We start from the raw sequence: 23,022 nt of genomic DNA on the forward strand, positions 1-23,022 counted from the left end.
CCCTAGCCCAGCGTCTCGGCGAGCTGGATCAGGTACTTGCCGTATTCGGAGCTCTTCATCGCCTCGCCGGAGGCCCGGCACCGCTCGGCGTCGATGTAGCCCATGCGCAGCGCGATCTCCTCCAGGCAGGCGACCCGCACGCTCTGGCGCTTTTCGATCACCTGAACGTATTGGCTGGCGGCGAGCAGGGAGTCGTGCGTCCCGGCGTCGAGCCAGGTGAACCCGCGGCCGAGCCGGCACAGCTGCGCGCGGCCCTCCTTGAGGTAGGCCTTGTTGACGTCGGTGATCTCCAGCTCGCCCCGCGCCGACGGCTCGATGCCGCGGGCGATCTCGACGGCGTCGGAGTCGTAGAGGTACAGCCCGGTGATCGCGTTGTCGGAACGCGGGCGCAGCGGTTTCTCCTCGATCGACACGAGGGAGCCGCGCTCGTCCGTTTCGCCGATGCCGTAGCGCTCGGGATCGGAGACCGGGTAACCGAACAGCGTGCAGCCGTCGAGGCGCTCGCGCGCGGCGCGCAGGATTCGGGAAAACCCGGCACCGTGGAAGATGTTGTCGCCGAGGATCAACGCGGACGGATTCCCGTCGATGTGGTCCGCGCCGATCAAGAGCGCTTCGGCGATGCCGCGCGGCTGGTCCTGCTCGGCGTAGCTGATGTCGAGCCCCAGGTCGGAGCCGTCACCGAGCAGCGCGCGCAGGGCCGGGATGCTGTCGGGCGTCGAGATGACCAGGATCTCCCGGATGCCGGCGAGCATCAGCACCGAAAGCGGGTAATAGACCATCGGCTTGTCGTAGACCGCGAGCAGCTGCTTAGACGTCGCCTTCGTCAGGGGGTACAACCGCGAACCGGTTCCGCCGGCGAGAACGATTCCTTTCATGGCCTTGTTCATTTTCTGGGTCCATTCGTCGATATACGTCGACCGCGAGGCGAGAATGAGAATGCCGCGATGTGGATATCGGGAACACTAGGCAAGGCGACGCGGGGGCGTCAATGGTGCGGGCACCGCATCGAAGCGCTTCTCCCCGATGGCCGCGCGGCGGCGATTTCCGGTCGCGCTCCCAGCCGGTCCGGGAACGCGCCGCCGCGGGCCGGACGTCCCGCCGGCGGGACGCCGGGCCCGCGCGCGGCACCCGGCGGACCGGCGCGGAACCGGCGCCGAGTCCGACGTGGACACAGCCCGCCCAACTTGTCAAAGGCCTACAGCGGTGCCAGAATCCACCTGGTCACCGAGGTGGTCCGCCTCTGCGCGGCATCGCCCGCGCACCCGGGCCACCGTCGGCCGGACGCGGGCCCCGAAGAGGCCCGTACCACTGGGGCACCTGGGGGCGCTTTGGACACGACCGTTTCGGCACGAGGCTCGTGCACGACCGGCAGCGGCGGACGCGGACGCGCGCGCCGGGCCGGGGAGCCAACGGACAAACCCGAATGATCTTCATTTAGTCCACGGCGTGGACTAACCGGCAGGACCCCGTCCGGGCGGCGGGACGTGTGCCCGGGATCACTTTTCCAATCCACCACACCGTTGTGGTGCTATCCCGGAATGGGACGGCGAGGGCGGCCGCGCGCCGTTCCGATCCCCGCGGCCGGGCACCCCGGTGAGCGGCACCGCCCGCATTCCGGAACGGCGCGCGAAGCCGCCCCGCGGAATCCCGGAAAACCCGCCCCACACCATGCCCGCGTGTAGGGTGCTGACACCAAGGAATTCACCCGATCGTGGAAGGAGGAGAAGGCCAATGGGGAGGAGTACAGGGCGGCCCGGCGATCACGTTCGCCGGGCCGAGGTCGTCTATGTCGATGACGCCTAGGAGACGAATGGTGATGATGACGAGCAAAGAGGGCAGCATTCCGCGGCACGCCGAACCGGCCGGCAGCCCGCGGGACACCGACCGGTCACCGGTCGCGTCGCCCCCGGGCCGGCTGGCCGGCCGGCCGTTCACCGACGGGATGCTGACCAGGCGGACCAGCCTCAACCTGCCACCCCAGATCCCGCTCGACGAGTGGAGCAGGATCGGCCACGAGATCTTCGTGATCTCGGAGTCCTCGACGTGGTGGCTGGGCGACTGGTTGATCTACGGCCAGGCGCAGTACCCCGACCGCTACATGCACGCGATCGCGAAGACGTCGCTGGACTATCAGACGCTCCGCAACTACGCGTGGGTGGCGCGGCGGTACTCGGTGACCCGCCGCCGGCCGGCGCTCAGCTTCCAGCACCACGCGGAGCTGGCGAGCCTGCCGGAGGAACAGCAGGAGAACTGGCTCGATCGGGCGGAGAAGTTCAGCTGGTCCCGCAACGAGCTGCGCAACCGGGTCCGGGCCAGCCGCAAGGCGGCGCGGGCGGCGGACGACGAGGGCGGCAGCGACGTCCTCAGCATCGAGATGAACGTGCCGGCGGACCGGAAGCAGCGATGGCTCGAGGCCGCCAGCACGACGAAGCAGGACCTGCTCTCGTGGATCGTGTCCATTTTGGACAACGCGGCGGACACCGTGATCGGGCTGCCGGGCGACGACCACGCGATATCGGGGAAGAAGGAAGGCTGACCGCCTTCCGACGCACCACCGGGGAAACCGAGTTCGACCGAAGTTCACTGGGGACTGGGGAAAGACTTTAACTCGGGTTCACCACCAGCGGCAGGCATTCCGTGCGGGAGTGCCTGCCGCTGTCTATTACTCCCGAAGAAACTCCCGACGAAACTCCACGGAAGCGAGGACCCGTCATGTCCGGCAGCAGGTTGTTCACCTCGGAGTCGGTGACCGAAGGGCACCCCGACAAGATTTGCGACGCCATCAGCGACTCGATCCTGGACGGGCTGCTGTCGAAGGACCCGCGCAGCCGCGTCGCGGTCGAGACCCTGATCACCACCGGGCAGGTCCACGTCGCCGGTGAGGTGACGACCGAGGCTTACGCCGATATCCCGACGATCGTGCGGGATGTGATCCTGCGGATCGGGTACGACTCGTCGGCGAAGGGGTTCGACGGCAATTCGTGTGGCGTCAACGTGGCGATCGGGTCGCAGTCGGCCGACATCGCCCAGGGCGTCGACACCGCCTACGAGTCCCGCGTGGAGTCCGACGAGGACGAGATCAACCGCCAGGGTGCGGGTGACCAAGGCCTGATGTTCGGTTACGCCTGCTCCGACACGCCCGAGCTGATGCCCTTGCCGATCGCGCTCGCCCACCGGCTTTCCCGTCGCTTGACCGCAGTTCGGAACGACGGCGTGCTGCCCTACCTGCGTCCCGACGGCAAGACCCAGGTGACCATCGAGTACGCGGGCGACCGGCCCGTCCGGCTGGACACGGTCGTGGTCTCGTCGCAGCACGCCGACGGCATCGACCTCGACCGCATGCTGGGCGTCGACGTGAAGGACCACGTCGTCGAGCCGGAGCTGTCGGACCTCGGGATCGACACGTCCGGCGCGCGGCTGCTGGTCAACCCCACGGGCCGGTTCGTGATCGGCGGCCCGATGGGTGACGCCGGTCTGACCGGCCGCAAGATCATCGTCGACACCTACGGCGGCATGGCCCGTCACGGTGGTGGCGCGTTCTCGGGCAAGGACCCGTCCAAAGTGGACCGCTCGGCGGCGTACGCGATGCGTTGGGTGGCGAAGAACGTCGTCGCGGCCGGGCTGGCGACGCGGACCGAGGTGCAGGTCGCGTACGCGATCGGCAAGGCGGCCCCGGTCGGCTTGTTCGTGGAGACGTTCGGGACGGAGACGGTGGACCCGTCGAAGATCCAGCAGGCCATCACCGAGGTCTTCGACCTCCGGCCGGCGGCGATCATCCGTGATCTGGACCTGCTGCGCCCGATCTACGCCCCGACCGCCGCGTACGGCCACTTCGGCCGTCCCGAGCTGGACCTCCCGTGGGAGAGCACCGCCCGCGCCGCGGACCTGAAGGCCGCCACCGGCGCCTGACCTGCCGTGAGGGGCACCTTCAGGGACGTATAAGCCCTGAAGGTGCCCCTCACGACGTTCGGTCGGCCCAGTCCGGGGCGAGGATGGCCCAGATTTCCTTGTCGTAGCGGGCACCGTCGTACGGCCAGTACTCGCGCAGGACGCCTTCGCGGACCATGCCGAGGCGTTCGGCCACCGCCGAGCTGCGGACGTTGTCCGCGCGGCAGCGCCACTCCACGCGGTGCAGGCCGCGCGTGGTGAACGCCCAGTCGAGCAGGACCTCGCAGGCCCGTGTGACCAGGCCGTGGCCCTCGGCGCCCGGTTCCAGCCAGCAGCCGATCTCGCATGAGCCCACACCCGCGTCGAACTCCACGAACATCACGCCGCCGACCAGCGCGCCGTCGAGCCGGATCCCGAGGAGCCGGCCGCCGCCCGTGGCCTGGCGCTCGGCGTACCGGCGCAGGGTCGCCCGCGCGCCCTCGACGTCGTCGGTGACGAACGCCGGCCCGACCCACGGCCGGATGTGCTCGCGCGCCCGCTCGAGGTGCCCGGCGAACTCCTCGGCCTGCCACGGCTCCAGCGGCTCGAGCCGGGCGTTTTCGGTCAACGGTCTGAAGAACACAGCTGCCCCCATTCACACAACGACTGTTATGCTAACACGCGTGCCGCGCCCCAAGGGAGACCACGAAGCCCGCCGCCGCGACGTCTCCGAGGCGGTCTGGCGCGTCCTGACCGCACACGGGTTCGGCGGCCTGACGATGCGCGCCGTCGCGGCCGAGCTGGGCGCCACCACCGGCCTGCTCACCCACTACTTCAGCGGCAAACAGGAGCTGCTCGCGCACGCGCTCGACCTGCTGGACGAGCGCACGAGCACCCGCGCCCGCCGGACCACCGGCCCGGGCCTCGCCGCGATGCGCGCGAGGCTCCTGGACATCCTGCCGCTGACCGCCGACGCGACCACGGGCAACCGGATCTGGGTGTCCTCCTGGGACACCGCACTGGCCGACCCGGCGCTGAGCGTCGCGTACGCACGGAAGTACGGCGAGAGCCGCGACCGGCTACGCGACCTCGTCGTCGAGGCGCAACGCCTAGGCGAGCTGCGCCCCGGCGACCCCGAGCGCATCGCCGCGGGCGCGCTCGCGTTCACGCTCGGACTGGTCGTCCAAGCACTGTTCGACCCGCGCGCGTTCCCACCGGACCGGCAGGCCGATCTGCTCGACGACCACCTCGCGACCCTGGTGGACCCGCATTTCCCGGCGAACGGGTGAGTCCGTGTTAGCCTGTCGCCGTGCAGCGCCTGATGACGTCCTCGCGACTCGTAACCCGGCGCGCCGGCTGAACCAGGTCGCCGGCGCGCAGCGCTGACGACCCATGTTTTGCCCCCGGGGCCTGGCCCGGATCCCCTGAGAACCCGACTTCCGGAGATCCGTCATGGCCCCCACGTCTTTCGCCAGTTCCCTGCTGGTCCGCCGCCGCATCGCCACGTACTTCACGGGCGGCGCCGCGGGAATCCCCGCCCTGGTCGGCACCCTCACCCAGCAGGCAAGCATGATCCACGAACTCTCGGTCGACATCCGCGACGGCGTCCGCGAGAGCTCACTGGCCTGCGCGCTCCTGCTCCCGGACGAGGAGACGGACCGCTTGCTCGACCGCCTGCGCGAACTCCCGACGGTCGTCTCGGCCGAACTCGCCTGACACGCCGGTCCACAACGAACCCCGATGACTGGACTTGCCGGTCCAAAAAACTCTCGGCACCCTGGAGGAGTCCACCAGATTTCCGTTGCACAGGAGCACTTCCCCATGGCACTCGACCAGTACTACCTCCTCGGCCGCTCGGGGCTGCGCGTCAGCCGGCTCGCGTTGGGGACGATGAACTTCGGCACCGGTGGCTTCCACGCCGCCTACGGGAAGACCGAGGACGAGGCCCGCCCGATCTTCCGCGGTTACCTCGACGGCGGCGGCAACTTCATCGACACCGCCGACTTCTACACCGCCGGGGAGAGCGAAACCATCCTCGGCAAGCTCATCGCCGAGGCGAACGTCCGCGAAAAAGTCGTGCTCACCACCAAGTTCACCAACAGCGTCGCGGACGGCGACCCGAACGCGGGCGGCAACGGGCGCAAGCACATGATCCGCGCCCTCGAGGCGTCGCTGCGCCGGCTCGGCACCGACTACGTCGACCTCTTCCTGCTGCACACCTGGGACCGGCTCACCCCGGTCGAGGAGGTCATGCGCACGTTCGACGACCTCGTCCGCGCGGGCAAGATCCGTTACGCTGGCCTCTCCGACGTGCCCGCCTGGTACGCCTCGCGCGCCCAGACCTACGCCGAGGCGAACGCGCTCACACCCGTGATCAACCTGCAGCTGCCGTACTCCCTGGTCCAGCGCCAGATCGAGACCGAGCACATCCCGCTGGGCCAGACACTCGGCCTCGGCGTCACGGCGTGGAGCCCGCTGGCCGGCGGTTTCCTCACCGGCAAGTACCGCGACGCCGGCACCGGCCGCTACACCGCCACGGCCGGCCCGGCCTGGACCGAACGGGACTGGGCGCTGCTCAAGCCCCTGGAAGAGGTCGCGGGCAAGCTCGGCGTGACGATGGCCCAGGTCGCGCTCAACTGGGTCGCCACCCAGCCGGGCATCGCGTCCGCGATCGTCGGCGCCAGCAGCGCCGATCAGCTCGGCGCGAGCATGGCCGCCCTCGACTTCGAGATCCCCGCCGAGCTGCGCACGCTCCTCGACGAGGCGAGCGCGCTCCCGCCGGCGTCGGTCTACCAGATGTTCACCCCGGGCTACCAGAGCTGGATCGTCACCCCGAACCTGAAGGTCGGTGACAAGCCCGAGGGCTACGCGCCGAGCGTGCGGAACTGGGTCTAGGCCACCACTTCCCCGCCCTGCACCACGTGCCGGAACGGCCGGGTCAGCACCCCGATGTCCGCCAGCGGGTCGCCGTCCACCACCACGAGGTCCGCGTGCGCGCCGATGGCGAGAGTGCCGATCTCGCCCGTCAGGTTCAGCAGGTCCGCCGCCGTCGACGTTGCCGCGCGGATCACCTCCAGGGGTGACTGGACTTCGGCTCGCAGGCGGAACTCGTGGTTCTGGTGGCGGTGCATGCCGCCCAGGAGGTCGGTGCCGTAGACCAGCTTGACGCCGCCGCGGGCCGCTCGCTCCAGGGCGGCGAGGCCCGCGTCGAGGACCTCGTCCACCTTGCGCCAGCTCGATTCCGGCAGGCCGTGCTCGCGGCCTTCCTCCTTCAGGGCCCAGTACGTCACGAGCGTCGGCACGAGGTACGCGTCCTGCGAAACGAACAGCTCGACACTGCGGTCGTCGAGGAGGTTGCCGTGTTCGATCGAGCGGACGCCCAGCTCCAGCGCCCGGTTGACGGCGCGGGCGGTGTACGCGTGCGCGGCGACGTACCGGTTCGCCGCCTCCGCCTCCTCGACGATCGCGCGCAGTTCGTCGGCCGAGTACTGCGTCGAGTCGATCCGGTCGGTCGGGGACGCGACGCCGCCCGAGGCCATCACCTTGAGGTGGTGGGCGCCCTTGCGCAGCTCGTCGCGCGCCGCGACGCGGACCGCGTCGACGCCGTCGGCGATCCGGTTGAGGCCCGCGCAGCACGGGTGGTCGTCCCGGACGTGGGTGCCGCGGGTGCGGCTGTCGCCGTGCCCGCCGGTCTGGCTCAGCGCCTTGCCGCAGAACAGCAGCCGCGGCCCGCGGAACAGCCCCTCCGCCTGCGCGTCGGCGAGGCCGTAGTCGGCGCCCGCGACGTCGCGGACCGTGGTGAAACCGCGGTCGAGCATCGCGCTCATGATGCGCGCTGCCTGAGCCGCCGCGTAGGCCGGTGACTGCGCCGGCAGCGAGCCGAGGTCCGCGGTCGACGCGGCGACGTGCACGTGCGCGTCGATCAGCCCGGGCAGCACGACGGCGCCGCGCAGGTCGAGCGTCCGCACGTCGGCGGCGGCCGGCCCCGGCCCGGCCTCGGCGATCCGGCCGTCGGCGCACCGCAGGTCCCCTTCGGTGTACTCCCCCGTCAGCGGGTCGAGCAGGCGGGCGTTGCGCAGGAGCAGCGAAGAGGTCACCACGCCATTGGATCGGGCCGCCGCCCCGGATTCAACTGTGACCCAGCTCACGTCGTTGTGGCGACGGTTTCCGGCGCTCCCGCCGGTCTTGATCCCGACCGCACCGCACCACCCCCGGAGGGCCCGATGTCTCACTCCAGTAAGACCGCCGTCGTCACCGGAGCCGGCCGCGGCTTCGGGCGCGCGATCGCCGCCGCGCTCGTCGCCGACGGCCACACCGTCGTCGGCATCGCGCGCAGCGAAGCCGACCTCGACGCGGCCCGGGACGAGCTCGGCGAGCGCTTCGTGCCCGTCGCCGCCGACGCGACCGAGGACGCGCTCGCGCGAGACGTCATCCACGAGCACCGGCCGGCGCTGCTCGTGCTCAACGCCGGGGCCGTGCCGCCGATGGCGCCGATCCACGAACAGACCTGGGAGACCTTCAGCCGCAACTGGCACGTCGACACCCGGCACGTCTTCGCCTGGACGCGCGCCGCGCTGCGGGAGCCCCTGGCGCCCGGTGGGGTCGTCGTGTCGATGTCGAGCGGGGCCGCGCTCGGCGGGTCGCCGCTCAGCGGCGGGTACGCCAGCGCGAAGGCCGCGGTCCGGTACCTGCGCGGGTACGCCGCCGGCGAGTCGGACCGCGCCGCGCTGGGCCTGCGGTTCGTCACGTTGCTGCCGCAGCTGACACCGACCGCGGGTGTCGGCGCGGCGGGCGTCACCGGCTACGCCGCGCGCGCCGGCGTCGACCGCGACGCCTTCATCGAGGGCCTGCAGCCGGTCCTGACGCCGGAGCAGGTCGCGAAGGCCGTCCTCGACGTCGCTTCGGACGCCGGAAGCGCCGCGGAGTACCAGGTCGACGGTTCCGGGCTGCGCGCGCTCTAACGTGGACGGGACCATGACCGACTTCGCCGCGGAGACCGAGCCGTTCCGGCCGGAGCTGCTCGCGCACTGCTACCGCCTGCTCGGCTCGATCCACGACGCCGAGGACCTCGTGCAGGAGACCTACCTGCGGGCGTGGCGCGGGTTCGGCCGGTTCGAAGGCCGGTCCTCGGTGCGGCGGTGGCTGTACAAGATCGCGACCACGGCCTGCCTGACGGCGTTGGCGACCCGGGCCCGGCGGCCGCTGCCGTCGGGCCTGGGCGCGCCGGCCGACGACCACCGGGTGCCCGTCGCGGACGCGGAACCGTCGGTGCCGTGGCTGCAGCCGGTGCCGGACGCGCTGCTCGACCCGGCGGCGATCACCGCGGGCCGGGCCGGCGTGCGGCTGGCGTTCATCGCCGCGCTGCAGTTGCTGCCCGCCCGGCAGCGGGCCGTGCTGACCCTGCGCGACGTGCTGGCGTTCCCGGCCGCCGACGTCGCCGGCATCCTCGACACGACGACCGACGCCGTCGACAGCGCGCTGCGCCGTGCCCGCACCCGGCTCGCCGAGGCGGCGCTGGCCGAAGACGACCTCGCCGAGCCCGGTGAACCCGCCCGCCGGACGCTGCTCGACAGCTACGTCGACGCGTTCGTCCGCGCCGACCCCGGCGCGCTGGTGACGCTGCTGCGCGCCGACGTCGAGCTGGAGATGCCCCCGATCCCGACGTGGTTCACCGGCCGGGACGCGGTCGTCGGGTTCCTCGCGAGCCGGGTGCTGCGCGAGGGCCGCTGGCACCTGGTCCCGACGCGCGCCAACGGCCAGCCGGCGCTGGTGGAGTACGCCAGGACCGGGAGCGGCTTCGAGGCCCACGGCGTCCAGGTGCTGACGCTCGCCGGCGACCGGATCGCGCGCATCACGGCGTTCAACGACCCGGCGCTGGTCCCGGCGTTCGGCCTGGCGCCGGCATGGAGCAGCCGGCCCGCGGTACCCGACGCGTGACCGCGCTGGGCCGAACCGGTACCGAACCCTTCGCTCCCCGGCGGGGCGTTTGTCGCGCCCCGCACCAGGTACGCCCCGGATGCGGTGATCGAGGAGGCCGTCATGGCCGAACAGGAGAACCACCACGGCTGGTCGCCCGACGTCGGCGGCGACGACCTGGACGAACAGCCCGCCGGTACTCCGGCGCCGCTCAGGCCTCGGTGTGTCCCAGCAGCGGGCGCGGTACGAAACGGACCGCCGGGTCCAGCAGCGTGTCCAGCTCGAGGACCGCGAGTTCGTTGGCCCCGCTCCGGACCACCGGGCGTGGCACGTACAGCGTCCGCTGCGGCCCGCGCCGCCAGTACCGGCCGAGCAGGAAACCGTTGCACCACACCATTCCCTTGCCCCACCCGGCCGTGTCCAGGAACAGGTCGGCCGGCTCGGGGACGTCGAAAGACCCGCGCAGCAGCACCGGCCCGGCCACCGGACCCGCAACCTGAGCGGACGGCTCCGCAGGCCCCGGCAGCGCGGCCAGGTCGATCGGCAGCACTTCCCAGCCCAGCACCGGCGAACCGGCCACCGAGGCGCCGCCGACGATGCCCTTCGGCTCGCCGATCCGCGGGCCGTAGTCGACGCGGCCCTGGTCCTCCACCAGCACCAGCAGTTTCCCCGACGCCGGCAGCCGCACCGCGCGGTCGTGGTGCTCCCGCAGCAGCGTGCCGACGCGGACGCCGTCCAGGAACACCGTCGCCCGGTCGCGGACCTCGCCGAACACCAGCACACCCGGCCCGTCGACCCAGGTGCGCAGCAGCGCCAGCCGCGGCACCGGGGACAGCTCGTCGAACACCGGCAGCTCTTCGCACCACTGCCACGTGCCCCAGCGCTCCGGGGCGTCGAGCAGGAACACCGGGTCACCCAGCGCCGCCGACGGCGTCGGGGCGGCCCGCGCCGGGGGCGGTGCCGCGTCCGGAACGTCGTGGTAGCGGGCGATCACCTCCCGGAACGCGTGGTACTTCGGCGTCGGGTCGCCGGCTTCGTCGAGCGGCGCGTCGTAGTCGTACGACGTGACGATCGGCCGGTAGACGCCCTTGTCGTTGGCGCCGCTGGTGAGGCCGAAGTTGGTGCCGCCGTGGAACATGTACAGGTTGACCGACGCGCCCGCGGCGAGCAGCGCGTCGAGCTCGGCCGCCGCGTCCGGGGCGGACGTCGTGTGGTGGTGGGTGCCCCAGTCGTCGAACCAGCCGTTCCAGAACTCGGCGCACATCAGCGGCCCGGTCGGCTGGTGCGCGCGCAGGACCGCCAGCCGGGCCGCCGCGCCGGAACCGAACGACGCGGTCCGGTGCAGCCCGTCCAGGCCGCCCGCTTCGAGCATGTCCGGCTGGTCCACTGTGGTCAGTGGCACCGTGACCCCCGCCTCGCGGGTGTACTCGGCCAGCGCCTTCAGGTACCGCTTGTCGTCGCCGAACGCGCCGTACTCGTTCTCGACCTGGACGAGCAGCACCGGCCCGCCGCGGTCGATCTGGTGCGGCGCAACGACTTCGAACACCCGCGTCAGGTACTCGCGCACGGCTGCGAGGTACCGCGGCTCGAACCGGCGCACGCCCACCGCGGGGTCCCGGAACAGCCACGCCGGCAGCCCGCCGTTGTCCCACTCCGCGCAGATGTACGGGCCGGGCCGGACGATCGCGTACATCCCGGCGTCGGCGACCAGGCGCAGGAACCGGTCGAGGTCGAGGCCGCCGGTGACGTCGAAGGTGCCGGGCTCGGGCGCGTGCGCGTTCCACGGCACGTACGTCTCGATGGTGTTGAGCCCCATCCGCCGCGCCTTGTCGATCCGGTCGGCCCACAGGTCCGGGTGCACCCGGAAGTAGTGCAGGGCGCCGGACAGGATCCGGAACGGCCGGCCGTCGAGCAGGAAGTCCGTGTCCCCGATGGCGAACTCAGGCATCCGCGCCCGCCAGCCGGAGCACGGTCCAGGACAGGGGCGGCAGCGTCGCGGTGATGACGGTTCCCTTCGCGTCGGACGTCGCTCCCGGGCCGGGCAGCGGCACCGGGCCCGCGGCACCGAGGGTTTCGGCGGCGGCGACCGCGAACCGCCCGCCGCGGAGCCGGATCTCGACGTCGGTGCTCGTCTTCGTGGCGCGATTGGTCAGGAACACCGCACCGGCGGCCCCGTCGAGAGTCGCGGCGACGTCGACAAGATCGACCTCGCCGTGCTGGGCGGTGCGGATCCGGTCGCCCCCGACGGACAACCGCAGGCTCACGCCCCGGGCCAGCGACGAGACCAGCCGGAACGGGTGGAACGTCGGCTGCCGCCAGGCCGGGCCGCCGGGCTCGGTGCGGATCGGCGCGATGGCGTTCACCAGCTGCGCCTGGCTGGCCATGGTGACGCGGTCGACGTTGCGCAGCAACGAACCCAGCAGCGAGCCGACGACCACCGCGTCGGTGTGGGTGAACGTGTCTTCGAGCAGCGGCGGATGCTCTCGCCAGCCTCCGGCGACGAGCCGCGGCTGGTCGGTCTCGGTCCAGCGGCGCAGGTCCCAGACGTTCCACTCGTCGACGCTGATCCCGACGGGACTCCCGACCTCGTCGATGATCCCGGCCGCCGTCCGGATGTAGGCGTCCAGCGCCGACGCGCTCGCGAGGTAGCTGTCGGTGTCGCCGTCGAGCTCCTGGTAGTAGGCGTGCAGCGAGATGTGGTCGACCAGCCCGGCGGTGTGGCGCAGCACCGTGCGTTCCCACGAGCCGAACGTCGGCATGTCGGCGTGGGAGCTGCCCGCGACCACCAGCTCGACGTCCGGGTCGATCATCCGCATGAGCCGCGCGGTCTCGGCGGCCAGCCGGCTGTACTCGTCGGCCGTCTTGTGCCCGATCTGCCAGGGGCCGTCCATCTCGTTGCCCAGGCACCACAGCCGGAAGCCGAACGGGCGGTCGGCGCCGTTCGCGCGCCGCCGCTCGCTCAGCTCGGTGCCGCCGGGGTGGTTGCAGTACTCCAGGACGTCGGCGGCCTCGGAGATCCCGCGGGTGCCGAGGTTGACCGCGTACATCACCTCGACGCCCGCGGCTTCGGCCCACGCCGCGAACTCGTGCAGCCCGAACCGGTTCGATTCGACGCTGTGCCACGCGGGATCGAGCCGGACCGGCCGGTCGGGCCCGACGCCGTCCTCCCAGCGGTAGGCCGAGACGAAGTTCCCGCCGGGGTAGCGCACCACCGTCGGGCCCAGCTCCCGGACCAGCTCCAGGACGTCGCCGCGGAAACCACGACTGTCCGAAGTGGCGTGTCCCGGTTCGTGGATCCCGGTGTACACGGCCCGGCCCAGGTGCTCGACGAATGAGCCGAAGAGGCGACGCGGGACCGGACCGACAGCCTCGCGCACGTCACCTTCGATCCGGACGCTCATCCCGCGGTGACCGTGAAGCCCTGCTGGTTGCCGTAGTCGACCAGCGCCTTCTGCCACGCGGCCAGCCCGGCCTCGAGGCTCGTGCCGTTGAGGTAGGCCTGGCCGACGGTGTCGGTGAAGACGCTGTTCGCGTAGGTCTGGTAGGGCAGGTACGTCCAGCCCTTCGCGACGTCCTTCGACGCCTGCGTCAGCACCTGGTTGACCTTCTGGCCACCGAAGTACGGCACGGCCTCGTCGACGAACGCGGGCGAGGTCAGGTCCGCCGTGGTGGCCGGGAAACCGCCGCTCTCGATGAACGGCTTGACGCCGTTGCCGTGGTTGAGCCAGCGCACGAACGCCGCGCCCAGCGCCGGGTTCTTGCTCTGCTTGAGCACCGACTGCGTGCTGCCGCCGTTCTCCGCGGTGACCGGCTGCCCGTCGTAGGTCGGCATCGGCGCCACCGCCCACTTGCCGACGCCGCCGGGGACCGAGGACTTGAAGTTGCCGGGCATCCAGGCCCCGGTGACCAGCGAGGAGACGGTGCCGTCGCCGAGCGCGCGGAACCAGTCGTCGGACCACTCCTTGACCGGGGCGAGCAGCTTGCCCGCGATCAGCTGGTCCCACAGCGCGGTCCACTTCTTCGCGCCCGCGTCCGCCAGGTTGATCTTCACGTTCCGGCCGTCGGTGGTGAACGGGTGCCCGCCCGCCTGCCAGATCATGCTCAGCGCGAAGCCGGGGTCACCGGTGTCGGAGGTGATGTACTTCGTCGGGTCGGCCGCGTGCAGCTTCTTCGCCGCGGCGACGTACTCCTCCCAGGTCTTCGGCACGGTGATGCCGAACTTGTCGAAGACCTCCTTGTTGTAGAACAACGCCATCGGGCCGGAGTCCTGTGGCAGGCCGTACAGCCCGTTGTCGTTCTTCACCTGGGCCCAGGTCGACGCGCTGTAGTCCTTTTCGAACGCCTGGAAGCCGAACTGGCCGAGATCAGCGAGCGAATCGGTCAGCGCGAACTGCGGCAGCGCGTAGTACTCGACCTGCGCGACGTCCGGGGCGCCGGAGCCGGCCTTGATCGCGTTCTGCAGCTTGGTGTACTCGTCCTTGTTCGTGCCCGCGTTGACGTAGTTGACCTTGACGTTGGGGAACTCCTTCTCGAACGCCGCGACCTGGTCCTTCGCCGACGGCGTCCAGCTCCAGTAGGTGATCTCGCCGCCGGCCTTCAGGGCGGCGTCGACGGAGTCCTGGGTACCGGTGGCGCCGGCCGGCCCGGACGAGCTTCCGGACGAGCAGCCGACGGCCAGCAGTGCGGCCAGCGCGACGGCGCCGAACGCCTTGGCGCGACTACGGGTGCGTGACATCGAGTGTCCCTTCACGACGGTGTGACGGTTTATTGCTTGACGCTGCCCGCACTGAGCCCGGACTGCCAAAAGCGTTGCAGGAGCAGGAAAGCGACGACGAGCGGGATGATCGTGAGCAGTGAGCCGGTGAGCACCAGGTTGAACACCGGCTGCGCGCCGGCGCCGGAGGCCTGCGCGCTCCACTGGTTCAGCCCGACGGTCAGCGGGTACCACTTCGGCTCGCTGAGCATGATCAGGGGCAGGAAGTAGTTGTTCCAGGTGGACACCATGGTGAACAGCGCGACGGTCACGACGCCGGGGATCAGCTGGCGCAGCGTCACGGTGAAGAAGATCCGGAGCTCCCCCGCGCCGTCGATCCGCGCCGCCTCCATCAGCTCGTCGGGGATGGCTTCGGTGGCGTACACCCAGATCAGGTAGAGCCCGAACGGGCTGATCAGCGACGGGATGATGATGGCCAGCGGGGTGTTGGTCAGGCCGAGCTTGCTGAACATCAGGAACGTCGGCACGGCGAGCGCCGTCCCGGGCACGGCCACCGCGCCGAGGACGACGGCGAAGACCGCCTTGCGGCCGGGGAAGCGGTACTTGGCCATCCCGTACCCCGCCGCGGTGGCGAGGATCGTTGCGCCGCCGGCCCCGGCGCCGACGTAGAGCAGCGTGTTCCCCAGCCAGCGCAGGAAGATCCCGTTGTCGTAGGTGAACGTCTGCCCGATGTTGTCGAACAGCGCGAACGGGCCGCCGAACGACAGGCCGGAGCTGGTGAACAGCGCGGCCTGCGTCTTGGTCGCGTTGATCACCAGCCACACCAGCGGGACGAGGGTGTAGAGCAGGTACAGCGCCATGACCGTGGTGAGCACGCGCGAGCGGCGGGGGCGCGTCACGGAGACCGTCGTCATCACATCCCCTTCCGAGCGCCGCGCAACTGGACGACGTAGGCGATGACGGCGGTGATCGCGCCCATCACGATCGCGACCGTGGCGGAGTAGTTGTACTGCTGGCCGCCGAAGGAGAGGTTGTAGGCGTACATGTTCGGTGTGTAGAACGTGCCGATCACGTTGGGTGCCAGCGTCCGCATGATGTTCGGCTCGTTGAACAGCTGGAAGCTGCCGATGATCGAGAAGATCGTGGCGATCACGATCGCGCCCCGCAGCGCCGGGAGCTTGATGCTCGTGATGGTGCGGAACGCGCCCGCGCCGTCGATCGCCGCCGCCTCGAACAGCTCCTTCGGGATCACCTTCAGCGCGGAGTAGAAGATGAGCATGTTGTAGCCCACGAACTCCCACGTGACGACGTTGCCGATCGAGGCGAGCATCCAGTGGTCCGACAACGGTTTCACGACGTCGCGGCCGAGCAGGTGGTTCAGGTCCGCCGCGAGTCCGAAGTGGTCGCCGTAGATGAAGCCCCACATCAGCGCGGCGACCACCGCGGGCACGGCGTAGGGCAGGAAGATCACGATCCGGAAGAAGCCGGCCGCGTGCAGCCGGGCGCTGTCGATCGCCAGCGCCGCGACCAGCGCGAGCAGCAGCATCACCGGCACCTGGACGGCGAGGAACAGCAGCACCCGCAGGAAGGACGCCCAGAACTTCGCGTCGGCGAGCACGTCGGCGTAGTTGGCGGCGCCGACGAACGTCGTCCCGCCGAAGAAGGCCTGGTCGCGGAAGAGGCTGAGGCCGAACGCGTAGATGATCGGCGCGAGGAACGTCAGCGCGAACACGACCATGAACGGGGCGACGAAGAGCCAGCCACGCCACTGCCGCCGAGACCTGCGGGGCAGTGAAGCCACTGTGGACGTCATCGTCCCTCCGGCGGTTCGTGCTGATGTTTACGTCAACATGGACGATCGGGAGGGTAACGTGTTGACGTAAACATGTCCAGGACACCGAGGAGTCACCCGTGTCGGCTGCACCCGCCCGCCGTGGACCGTCGATGGCGGACGTGGCCCGCGAGGCCGGTGTCTCGGGCCAGACGGTCTCGCGGGTGGCGAACGGCCGGACGAACGTCGACGACGCCACGCGCGAACGCGTCCTGGCCGCGATGCGCCGGATCGGCTACCGGCCCAACAGCGCGGCCCGCGCGCTGCGCAACGGGACGTTCCGCAGCATCGGCGTGATCATCTCGGCGCTGCCGACCTTCGGGAACAGCCGCACGCTCGACGCCATCGCGGCGGCGGTCGTCGCGGAGGGCTTCTCGATCATCCTGATGCCGGTGACGCGCCCGACGCAGGGCGAGGTCACCGGCGCGTTCAGCAAGCTCAACGAGCAGGCCGTCGACGGCGTCGTCATCCTCATCGAGCAGCACCAGCTCGACCAGAGCGAGATCGAGCTGCCGCACGGCCTCCCGGTCGTGGTGATCGACTCCAGCGCCCGCTACGACTACCCGGTCGTCGACACCGACCAGGCCGACGGCGCGGCGACCGCGACCCGGCACCTGCTCGACCTCGGGCACCGCACGGTCTGGCACATCGCGGGCCCGCCGCAGTCGTACGCGGCCGAGCGGCGCCGGAAGTCGTGGCAGGCCACCTTGGAGCGGGCCGGGCGGGAAGTGCCGCCGGCGTTGACCGGCGACTGGTCCCCCGAATCGGGCTACCGCGCGGGCCGGTGGCTCGCCACGGACCCGGCGGTGACGGCGGTGTTCGCGGCGAACGACCAGATGGCGCTCGGCCTGCTGCGCGCGTTGCACGAGGCCGGCCGGAGCGTGCCGGGCGAGGTGAGCGTCGTGGGCTTCGACGACATGGACGAGTCCGCCCACTTCTGGCCGCCGTTGACGACGATCCGCCAGTCGTTCGAGGCGGTCGGCCGTCACGCGGTGGCGGCCCTGCTCGCCGAGATCGCGGCGGACGTCGAAGCGGGCGCGCCGGTGACCGTCCCGACCGAACTGGTCGTGCGCGCCAGCACGGCACCGCCGCCGGAATAGCCGGTTTCACCCCGCGTCCCAGGGGGAACTACTGGCCACCAGCCGGACGGCGATTTTGTTGCCCGGTAACGCAAATGCCGTAGTGGTGTGGACCATTCAGCGGTGTCCACCAAGGAAACGAGGACGTCATGCTCGCCATCGTCGCCGCAGTGCTGTTCGGGATCGCCCTGATCATGGAGCTCGCCGGGTTCAGCCTCGGCCCGGTCATCACCACGAGCACCCTGACCACCGCCGGGCTCCTGTGCGTCGCGCTGCACCTGGCCGGTGTCGCCACCGACCGCTCGCGCTTCAGCCGGAGCCGTCGTCGCCGCTGACCCCCGCTAGCCCGCCGCGGGCTCCAGGGCCCGGCGCAGCACCTGGGTGAACACCTCGGGTGTCTGCGCGCCGGCGACGCCGAACCGGCTGTCGATCACGAAGAACGGCACACCGGTCGCCCCGAGGGCCCGCGCCTGCTCGCCGTCCGCCTCGACTTCCGCTTCGTAGGCGCCGGACGCCAGCACGGCGCGGGCCTCGTCGGCGTCCAGGCCGGCTTCGGCGGCCAGCTCGACCAGCGAGTCGCGGTCGAACAGCGACCGCCGCTCGGTGAAGTGCGCGCGGTAGAAGCGGTCGACGACCTCGTCGGCCAGGCCGCGATCGGCGGCGAGGTGGACCAGCCGGTGGCCGTCGACGGTGTTTCCCATGTGGACACCGTCGAGGTGGTACTCGAGCCCGTCGGCCGCGGCGCGCTGTTCCATCTGCGCCTCCATCTCGTCGGCCTCTTCGAGCGTCCGGCCGTACTTCTCCGAGAGCAGCTCCCGCGTCGGCCGCGACGTCCCGCGCGGGAACGACGGGTCGAGCTGGAACGAGTGGTGCACCACCTCGACGTCCACACCGAGCTCGGCCACGGCCTGCTCGAACCGGCGCTTGCCGAGGTAGCACCACGGGCAGACGAGATCGGACCAGATGTCGACGCGCACGACGTACTCCTTGATCGGGAACTCCCACCACCGTAACCACGGAGCGCCACGCACTTCAACGTAACCGTCGGCGACCTGCGGGGAATTCCCTGCGCTCAGCGGGATCCGGGCGGGTACTAGGCTGCGCCCGGTGACTGTCTCGACCGACGACATCGTCCGGCACGCGGCCCGGCTGCTGTTCGCCGGCACCCGCCTCGACCTCGGCCGGATGGCCGCCGAGCTGGGGATCTCGCGCACGACGTTCTTCCGCCGCGTCGGCAACCGCGACGACCTGATGGGCGCCGGGCTCCTGCTGCTGTCCGACCGCACCTGGCAGCAGGCGCTGGAGCGCTGGCACGCGAAGCACGGCGACGACGTCCGCGGCCCGGACGGGCGGCTGCGCTGCCTGTGGGTGATGGAGGAGTACCGCCGCGAGGTCGCCGGCAACGAGGGCATGCGCAAGCTGTTCGCGACCGAGTCGACGGTCGCGCTGCGGGTCCTGACCGACCCGCGCGGCGGCGTCCAGCCCGCCCTGGTCGACGCGCACGTCGACCTGTTCCGCGCCGACGCCGAGGCCGCCGGGCTCACCCCGCTGGTCCCGCTGCCCGACCTGGCGTTCGCCGTGGTCCGCCTGGGCGAGTCGTTCCTCTACTCCGACGTCCTGGCCGCCCGCGCGGTCGACCTCGCGGTGGCGACGACGCTGCTCGACAAGCTCGTCCAAGGCGCCCTCGAACGCTAGGTCTGACGCTCATTCACCAACAACCGGACAATTCCTCACCCGTTCGGCCGTTGTGGAACATTTCGACGAAGTGTTTCATGGGCGACGGGAGCGGCCCACTCCGACTCCTCGCACGCGGCATGCGTTCCCCTGCCGTGCAACGGTTCCATCGATCCGCCGTCCGTATCCGGGCGCACTTTCGCCTGCCCGGGGAAAGAGAGCGATCCATGTCCGTACTCACCAGCCCGCCGACGTCGTCTGGCTCGGGTGAGAAACCCGCCGCCTCGGCTGGCGCAGCAAGGCCGCCGGTGTCGTGGCGGCCGCGCTGGCGCTGACCACCGGTGTCGTCGCGCCGGCCCCGGCCGCCGCGAACCCCTACGAACGGGGTCCGGCACCGACCACGTCCAGCATCGAAGCCAGCCGCGGCAGCTTCGCGACCGGCACCACCACGGTGTCCCGGCTGGCCGTCTCCGGCTTCGGCGGCGGCACCATCTACTACCCGACCAGCACGACCGCCGGCACGTTCGGCGCGATCTCGATCGCCCCCGGCTTCACGGCCACCCAGTCGAGCATCTCCTGGCTGGGCCCGCGGCTCGCGTCGCAGGGGTTCGTGGTGTTCACCATCGACACGCTGACCACGAGCGATCAGCCCGACAGCCGGGGCAGGCAGCTGCTGTCCTCTTTGGACTACCTGACCCAGCAGAGCTCGGTGCGGTCGCGGATCGACAGCAGCAGGCTCGGCGTCGTCGGGCACTCGATGGGCGGCGGCGGCACCCTGGAGGCGGCGCGCTCGCGGCCGTCCCTGCAGGCGGCCATCCCGCTGACCGGCTGGAACCTGACGAAGAGCTGGTCGACCGTGCGGGTGCCGACGCTGGTCGTCGGGGCCCAGGCGGACACCGTCGCGCCGGTGGCGTCGCACTCGATCCCGTTCTACACGAGCCTGCCGTCCTCTTTGGACAAGGCGTACCTGGAACTGCGCGGTGCCAGCCACTTCGCGCCGAACTCGGCGAACACGACGATCGCGAAGTACACGCTGTCGTGGCTCAAGCGGTTCATCGACGACGACACCCGGTACGAGCAGTTCCTGTGCCCGATCCCGGGCACCAGCACGACGATCTCCGACTACCGGGGCAACTGCCCGCACGCCGGCTGACCGGTCCGCCGGGCCCGCGCTTCACCGCCGCGCGGGCTCGGTGGCCCACTGCAGCAGGAACCGCAACGCGGATTCGGAGTCGGACCCGGGCTCGGCGGTGTAGGCCACCAGCCGCTGACCCGGGTGCGTCTCCACCGAGAACTGCTGGACGTCCAAGGTGACCGCGCCCGCCACCGGGTGCACGTAGGTCTTGGTCAGCTCCCGCGGCCCGCGCACCTGGTGGCTGCTCCACCACGACCGGAACTCCGCGTCCTTCAGCACCAGCTCGCCGACCAGCGCGGCCAGCACCGGGTCGGCGGGGTCCCGGCCGGCCTCCATCCGCAGCACCTCGACGCACGCGCGCGCCGCCCGCGGCCAGTCCGCGTAGCGGGAGCGGTAACCGGCGTCGAGGAACGTCAGCCGGATCAGGTTGCGCTCGGCCGGTGGCAGCGCGCCGAAGTCGATCAGCAGCGCGACGGCCGCGCGGTTCCACGCCAGCACGTCCTGCCGGCGGTTCAGCACCAGCGCCGGGATGTCGGGCATGCCGTCGAGCAGGCGGCGCAACGGGCCCGCGACCCGATCCGCCGTGGGCGGCCGGGGTGAGGTGCGCGGCGCGACGTCGGCGAGGGTGAACAGGTACGCGCGCTCGTCCGGGGCCAGCCGGAGGGCGGCCGCGAGCGCGTCCAGGATCGTGCGGGACACCCGCCGGGTGCGGCCCTGCTCCAGCCGGATCACGTAGTCCGTGCTCACGTGCGCGAGCTGGGCCAGCTCCTCCCGCCGCAGGCCGGGCACCCGCCGCGGCCGGCCGTCGTCGGGCAGCCCCGCCCGGCGCGGGTCGAGCGCGGCGCGGCGGGCCCGCAGGAACTCGCCCAGTTCGGTGCCATCCATGCCTCCAGTGTCCGCCGGTCGGCGGCCGGCTGCCTGGTACGCGCGTGCATAGGCAGCACCCTCCCTGGTCAGGCGCCCCCGGAAGGCCGACGGTGGGGTCATGACCACTCCACGAATCGGTTACGGCGCGATGCGGCTCACCGGGCCGGGCCACTGGGGCGACTACCCCGACCGCGAAGGCGGCGTCAAGCTGCTGCGCCAGGTCGCCGACGCCGGCGTGACGCTCATCGACACCGCCGACGTCTACGGCCCGCACACCAACGAGCTGCTGATCCGCGACGCGCTCCACCCGTACCCGGAGCACCTGCGGATCGCGACCAAGGGCGGGTTCGTCCGCAGCGGCCCGGAGATCTCGACGATCGCCGCGCTCGGCCACCGCCAGTACCTCCGCCAGTCCGCGAAGCTGAGCGCGCGGCGTCTCGGCGTCGAGCGAATCGACCTCTATTACCTGCACAGCGGCTGGGCGCGGGACGCGTCGTTCGAGGAGCAGGTCGTTACCCTCGCCGAGCTGCGGGAAGAGGGCGTGATCGGCGACATCGGCCTGTCGAACGTGACGCTCGAGCAGCTCCGCACCGCGCAGAGCATCGTCGACGTCGCCGCCGTCACCGCGCACTACAACGTCGCGGACCGCCACGAGCAGCCGCTGCTGGACGCCGCCACCGAGGCCGGCGCGGTCTTCGTCCCGTGGCAGCCGGTGTCGTTGTCCGTCCCGGGCGCACCGACGGACACCGCCGGGCCGGACGCGGTCCGCCGCGTGGTCGAGCCCATCGCCGCGCGGCACGGCGCGACCGTCTCGCAGGTCGCGCTGGCCTGGCTGCTCGGCCGCTCCCCGGCCGTCCTGCCGATCCCCGGCACGACGTCGATCGCGCACGTGCGGGAGAACCTGGCCGCCGCGGACCTCGTCCTGAGCCCCGACGAACACACGGCGATCACCGGGTTATGACGACCTTTCCCTTGGCGTGCCCCGCCTCCTGGTACGCAATCGCCTCGCGGAGGTCGCCGAACGGGTAACTCCGATCGATCACCGGCGTGAGGGCGCCGGACTCGGCGTACCCGGCCAGCCTGCTCAGGACCGCCTTCTTGTCGCGGCAGGCCACCGCGTCCGCGAGCACGACTTTCCGTCCGGTGAAGGGCCCGGCAGCCAGCGCGCCGAACACGTGGCCGGCCGGCTGCACCCAGCGCCCGGCCGGGCCGCCGACGGCGACGAACCGGCCCGTCCGGGTCAGCAGCCGCCGGCAGGCCGGAAGCGATCGGCTGCCCGCGATGTCCAGGAGAACGTCGTAGGTGCGGCCGCCGCGGGTGAAGTCGTCTTCGCGGTAGTCGGTCACCTCGGTAGCGCCGAGCGAGCGGGCGAGGTCGGCGTTGGCCGCGCCGCAGACGGCGTCGACCCGCGCGCCGAGCGCCTTGGCCAGCTGGACGGCGAAGGTGCCGACCCCGCCGGAAGCGCCGTTGACCAGGACGCGGTGCCCGCGTTCCACCCCGCTCAGGGCGACCAGCGCGGTGACGGCCGCCATCGGCATCGCCGCCGCCTGCGCGTGGGACAGGTTCGCGGGTTTCGGGGCGAGCAGGTCTTCGGGAACGGTGACGTACTCGGCGTATGCCCCGTGCGGCAGCAGTGCGTAGACGTCGTCGCCGGGCCGGAACGCCGTCACACCTTCGCCGACCGCCTCGACCCGGCCCGCCAGGTCGCAGCCGAGGATCACGGCGCGTGGCCGTCGCGGGCCGCCGGGCATCAGGCGCGCGATCCGCGGCTCGCCGCGCATGTAGTGCCAGTCGTAGGGGTTCACGGAGGTGGCAAGCACCCGGACCAGCACCTCACCGGCGGCGGGCACCGGCTCGGCGACGTCCTCGAAACTCAGGTGCTCGGGCGGGCCGTACGCGTGCAGGACCAGCGCTTTCATGACGTCTCCCCGGCTCTTAC

The 23,022-nt window shown here is 71.4% G+C and carries 23 protein-coding genes; 12 read left to right on the forward strand and 11 right to left on the reverse strand.

Annotated features, from left to right (window positions below; genetic code table 11):
- Positions 1–2 precede the first annotated feature (2 nt).
- Positions 3–875, reverse strand: a complete 873-nt coding sequence (gene rfbA, locus OHS58_RS27300) for a glucose-1-phosphate thymidylyltransferase RfbA (protein WP_247063580.1) — start codon at positions 873–875, stop codon at positions 3–5.
- Positions 876–1,816: 941 nt separating this feature from the next.
- Here rfbA and OHS58_RS27305 point away from each other — a divergent pair.
- Together OHS58_RS27305 and metK are read left to right on the forward strand one after the other, a co-directional pair.
- A complete protein-coding gene (locus tag OHS58_RS27305; RefSeq protein ID WP_326958638.1) occupies positions 1,817–2,536 on the forward strand; it encodes an LmbU family transcriptional regulator in 720 nt (239 codons plus the stop codon).
- Between the two features lie 176 nt (positions 2,537–2,712).
- Entirely contained in the window at positions 2,713–3,909 is a 1,197-nt protein-coding gene (metK, locus tag OHS58_RS27310) for a methionine adenosyltransferase (RefSeq protein ID WP_328644461.1), read from the forward strand.
- 49 nt (positions 3,910–3,958) lie between these two features.
- Here the strand turns inward: metK and OHS58_RS27315 are convergent, their stop codons facing one another.
- The gene (locus tag OHS58_RS27315) at positions 3,959–4,495 is read right to left on the reverse strand and encodes a GNAT family N-acetyltransferase (RefSeq protein ID WP_328644462.1); all 537 of its coding nucleotides are present in this window, start codon (positions 4,493–4,495) and stop codon (positions 3,959–3,961) included.
- Positions 4,496–4,550: 55 nt separating this feature from the next.
- Between OHS58_RS27315 and OHS58_RS27320 the strand changes: the two genes are divergently transcribed.
- From OHS58_RS27320 to OHS58_RS27330, 3 genes are all read left to right on the forward strand, one after another.
- Positions 4,551–5,156 (forward strand): TetR/AcrR family transcriptional regulator, encoded by a 606-nt coding sequence (locus OHS58_RS27320; RefSeq protein ID WP_328644463.1) that lies wholly within the window; start codon positions 4,551–4,553, stop codon positions 5,154–5,156.
- 163 nt (positions 5,157–5,319) lie between these two features.
- Positions 5,320–5,583 carry a hypothetical protein gene (locus OHS58_RS27325; RefSeq protein WP_328644464.1) on the forward strand — a complete coding sequence of 88 codons (264 nt, stop codon included), beginning with the start codon at positions 5,320–5,322 and terminating at the stop codon, positions 5,581–5,583.
- A 105-nt stretch (positions 5,584–5,688) separates the two neighbouring features.
- Positions 5,689–6,762 carry an aldo/keto reductase gene (locus OHS58_RS27330; protein WP_328644465.1) on the forward strand — a complete coding sequence of 358 codons (1,074 nt, stop codon included), beginning with the start codon at positions 5,689–5,691 and terminating at the stop codon, positions 6,760–6,762.
- On the opposite strand, the gene OHS58_RS27335 is transcribed toward OHS58_RS27330, so the two are convergent.
- The gene (locus tag OHS58_RS27335) at positions 6,759–7,964 is read right to left on the reverse strand and encodes a metal-dependent hydrolase family protein (protein ID WP_326958628.1); all 1,206 of its coding nucleotides are present in this window, start codon (positions 7,962–7,964) and stop codon (positions 6,759–6,761) included. The genes OHS58_RS27330 and OHS58_RS27335 overlap by 4 nt on opposite strands.
- A 126-nt stretch (positions 7,965–8,090) precedes the next feature.
- Between OHS58_RS27335 and OHS58_RS27340 the strand changes: the two genes are divergently transcribed.
- The gene (locus OHS58_RS27340; protein ID WP_326943880.1) at positions 8,091–8,828 is read left to right on the forward strand and encodes an SDR family oxidoreductase; all 738 of its coding nucleotides are present in this window, start codon (positions 8,091–8,093) and stop codon (positions 8,826–8,828) included.
- Between the two features lie 13 nt (positions 8,829–8,841).
- Positions 8,842–9,804, forward strand: coding sequence for a sigma-70 family RNA polymerase sigma factor (locus tag OHS58_RS27345; protein ID WP_326943881.1), 963 nt, complete (start codon positions 8,842–8,844; stop codon positions 9,802–9,804).
- 190 nt (positions 9,805–9,994) lie between these two features.
- Here OHS58_RS27345 and OHS58_RS27350 read toward each other — a convergent pair whose 3' ends face one another.
- From OHS58_RS27350 to OHS58_RS27370, 5 genes are read right to left on the reverse strand one after another with little or no spacing between them, the layout of a single operon-like run.
- Positions 9,995–11,731, reverse strand: coding sequence for a glycoside hydrolase family 35 protein (locus tag OHS58_RS27350; RefSeq protein WP_328644466.1), 1,737 nt, complete (start codon positions 11,729–11,731; stop codon positions 9,995–9,997).
- Positions 11,724–13,184 (reverse strand): alpha-N-arabinofuranosidase, encoded by a 1,461-nt coding sequence (locus tag OHS58_RS27355; RefSeq protein ID WP_328644467.1) that lies wholly within the window; start codon positions 13,182–13,184, stop codon positions 11,724–11,726. The genes OHS58_RS27350 and OHS58_RS27355 overlap by 8 nt, the downstream gene beginning before the upstream one ends.
- Complete coding sequence (locus OHS58_RS27360) at positions 13,181–14,518, reverse strand: ABC transporter substrate-binding protein (RefSeq protein WP_328644468.1); 1,338 nt, start codon at positions 14,516–14,518, stop codon at positions 13,181–13,183. The genes OHS58_RS27355 and OHS58_RS27360 overlap by 4 nt, the downstream gene beginning before the upstream one ends.
- Before the next feature lie 29 nt (positions 14,519–14,547).
- On the reverse strand, positions 14,548–15,411 hold the full coding sequence (locus OHS58_RS27365; RefSeq protein ID WP_328644469.1) for a carbohydrate ABC transporter permease: 864 nt from the start codon (positions 15,409–15,411) through the stop codon (positions 14,548–14,550).
- Positions 15,411–16,235: a carbohydrate ABC transporter permease gene (locus tag OHS58_RS27370; RefSeq protein WP_326960111.1), complete on the reverse strand. Its 825-nt coding sequence runs from the start codon at positions 16,233–16,235 to the stop codon at positions 15,411–15,413. Before OHS58_RS27370 ends, OHS58_RS27365 begins: the two co-directional genes overlap by 1 nt.
- A 206-nt stretch (positions 16,236–16,441) precedes the next feature.
- On the opposite strand from OHS58_RS27370, the gene OHS58_RS27375 reads away from it, so the two are divergent.
- Together OHS58_RS27375 and OHS58_RS27380 are read left to right on the forward strand one after the other, a co-directional pair.
- A complete protein-coding gene (locus OHS58_RS27375) occupies positions 16,442–17,428 on the forward strand; it encodes a LacI family DNA-binding transcriptional regulator (protein ID WP_326951631.1) in 987 nt (328 codons plus the stop codon).
- 128 nt (positions 17,429–17,556) lie between these two features.
- The gene (locus OHS58_RS27380; protein WP_247056556.1) at positions 17,557–17,742 is read left to right on the forward strand and encodes a hypothetical protein; all 186 of its coding nucleotides are present in this window, start codon (positions 17,557–17,559) and stop codon (positions 17,740–17,742) included.
- A gap of 6 nt (positions 17,743–17,748) precedes the next feature.
- On the opposite strand, the gene OHS58_RS27385 is transcribed toward OHS58_RS27380, so the two are convergent.
- Positions 17,749–18,384, reverse strand: coding sequence for a DsbA family oxidoreductase (locus OHS58_RS27385; protein ID WP_442788289.1), 636 nt, complete (start codon positions 18,382–18,384; stop codon positions 17,749–17,751).
- Positions 18,385–18,514: 130 nt separating this feature from the next.
- Here OHS58_RS27385 and OHS58_RS27390 point away from each other — a divergent pair, with 130 nt between their 5' ends.
- Positions 18,515–19,102 carry a QsdR family transcriptional regulator gene (locus OHS58_RS27390; RefSeq protein WP_328644470.1) on the forward strand — a complete coding sequence of 196 codons (588 nt, stop codon included), beginning with the start codon at positions 18,515–18,517 and terminating at the stop codon, positions 19,100–19,102.
- A 292-nt stretch (positions 19,103–19,394) separates the two neighbouring features.
- The gene (gene bdeA / locus OHS58_RS27395) at positions 19,395–20,234 is read left to right on the forward strand and encodes a bis(hydroxyethyl) terephthalate hydrolase (RefSeq protein WP_328644471.1); all 840 of its coding nucleotides are present in this window, start codon (positions 19,395–19,397) and stop codon (positions 20,232–20,234) included.
- 21 nt (positions 20,235–20,255) lie between these two features.
- Here bdeA and OHS58_RS27400 read toward each other — a convergent pair whose 3' ends face one another.
- Complete coding sequence (locus OHS58_RS27400; protein ID WP_328644472.1) at positions 20,256–21,101, reverse strand: helix-turn-helix transcriptional regulator; 846 nt, start codon at positions 21,099–21,101, stop codon at positions 20,256–20,258.
- A gap of 100 nt (positions 21,102–21,201) precedes the next feature.
- Here OHS58_RS27400 and OHS58_RS27405 point away from each other — a divergent pair, with 100 nt between their 5' ends.
- Positions 21,202–22,044, forward strand: coding sequence for an aldo/keto reductase (locus OHS58_RS27405; RefSeq protein WP_328644473.1), 843 nt, complete (start codon positions 21,202–21,204; stop codon positions 22,042–22,044).
- Here OHS58_RS27405 and OHS58_RS27410 read toward each other — a convergent pair.
- On the reverse strand, positions 22,031–23,002 hold the full coding sequence (locus OHS58_RS27410) for an NAD(P)-dependent alcohol dehydrogenase (RefSeq protein ID WP_328644474.1): 972 nt from the start codon (positions 23,000–23,002) through the stop codon (positions 22,031–22,033). The two genes, OHS58_RS27405 and OHS58_RS27410, sit on opposite strands and share 14 nt — an antisense overlap.
- Positions 23,003–23,022 lie beyond the last annotated feature (20 nt).

Source organism: Amycolatopsis sp. NBC_00348 (genome assembly GCF_036114655.1).
In the GTDB taxonomy this organism is placed as follows: Bacteria; Actinomycetota; Actinomycetes; order Mycobacteriales; family Pseudonocardiaceae; genus Amycolatopsis.

Coding starts and splice junctions, on each gene's coding strand:
- rfbA (WP_247063580.1), bottom strand. CDS start 875: ATGAAAGGAATCGTTCTCGCCGGCGGAACCGGTTCGCGGTTGTACCCC.
- OHS58_RS27305 (WP_326958638.1), top strand. CDS start 1,817: ATGATGACGAGCAAAGAGGGCAGCATTCCGCGGCACGCCGAACCGGCC.
- metK (WP_328644461.1), top strand. CDS start 2,713: ATGTCCGGCAGCAGGTTGTTCACCTCGGAGTCGGTGACCGAAGGGCAC.
- OHS58_RS27325 (WP_328644464.1), top strand. CDS start 5,320: ATGGCCCCCACGTCTTTCGCCAGTTCCCTGCTGGTCCGCCGCCGCATC.
- OHS58_RS27330 (WP_328644465.1), top strand. CDS start 5,689: ATGGCACTCGACCAGTACTACCTCCTCGGCCGCTCGGGGCTGCGCGTC.
- OHS58_RS27340 (WP_326943880.1), top strand. CDS start 8,091: ATGTCTCACTCCAGTAAGACCGCCGTCGTCACCGGAGCCGGCCGCGGC.
- OHS58_RS27345 (WP_326943881.1), top strand. CDS start 8,842: ATGACCGACTTCGCCGCGGAGACCGAGCCGTTCCGGCCGGAGCTGCTC.
- OHS58_RS27350 (WP_328644466.1), bottom strand. CDS start 11,731: ATGCCTGAGTTCGCCATCGGGGACACGGACTTCCTGCTCGACGGCCGG.
- OHS58_RS27355 (WP_328644467.1), bottom strand. CDS start 13,184: ATGAGCGTCCGGATCGAAGGTGACGTGCGCGAGGCTGTCGGTCCGGTC.
- OHS58_RS27360 (WP_328644468.1), bottom strand. CDS start 14,518: ATGTCACGCACCCGTAGTCGCGCCAAGGCGTTCGGCGCCGTCGCGCTG.
- OHS58_RS27365 (WP_328644469.1), bottom strand. CDS start 15,411: ATGACGACGGTCTCCGTGACGCGCCCCCGCCGCTCGCGCGTGCTCACC.
- OHS58_RS27370 (WP_326960111.1), bottom strand. CDS start 16,235: ATGGTCGTGTTCGCGCTGACGTTCCTCGCGCCGATCATCTACGCGTTC.
- OHS58_RS27375 (WP_326951631.1), top strand. CDS start 16,442: ATGGCGGACGTGGCCCGCGAGGCCGGTGTCTCGGGCCAGACGGTCTCG.
- OHS58_RS27380 (WP_247056556.1), top strand. CDS start 17,557: ATGCTCGCCATCGTCGCCGCAGTGCTGTTCGGGATCGCCCTGATCATG.
- OHS58_RS27400 (WP_328644472.1), bottom strand. CDS start 21,101: ATGGATGGCACCGAACTGGGCGAGTTCCTGCGGGCCCGCCGCGCCGCG.
- OHS58_RS27405 (WP_328644473.1), top strand. CDS start 21,202: ATGACCACTCCACGAATCGGTTACGGCGCGATGCGGCTCACCGGGCCG.
- OHS58_RS27410 (WP_328644474.1), bottom strand. CDS start 23,002: ATGAAAGCGCTGGTCCTGCACGCGTACGGCCCGCCCGAGCACCTGAGT.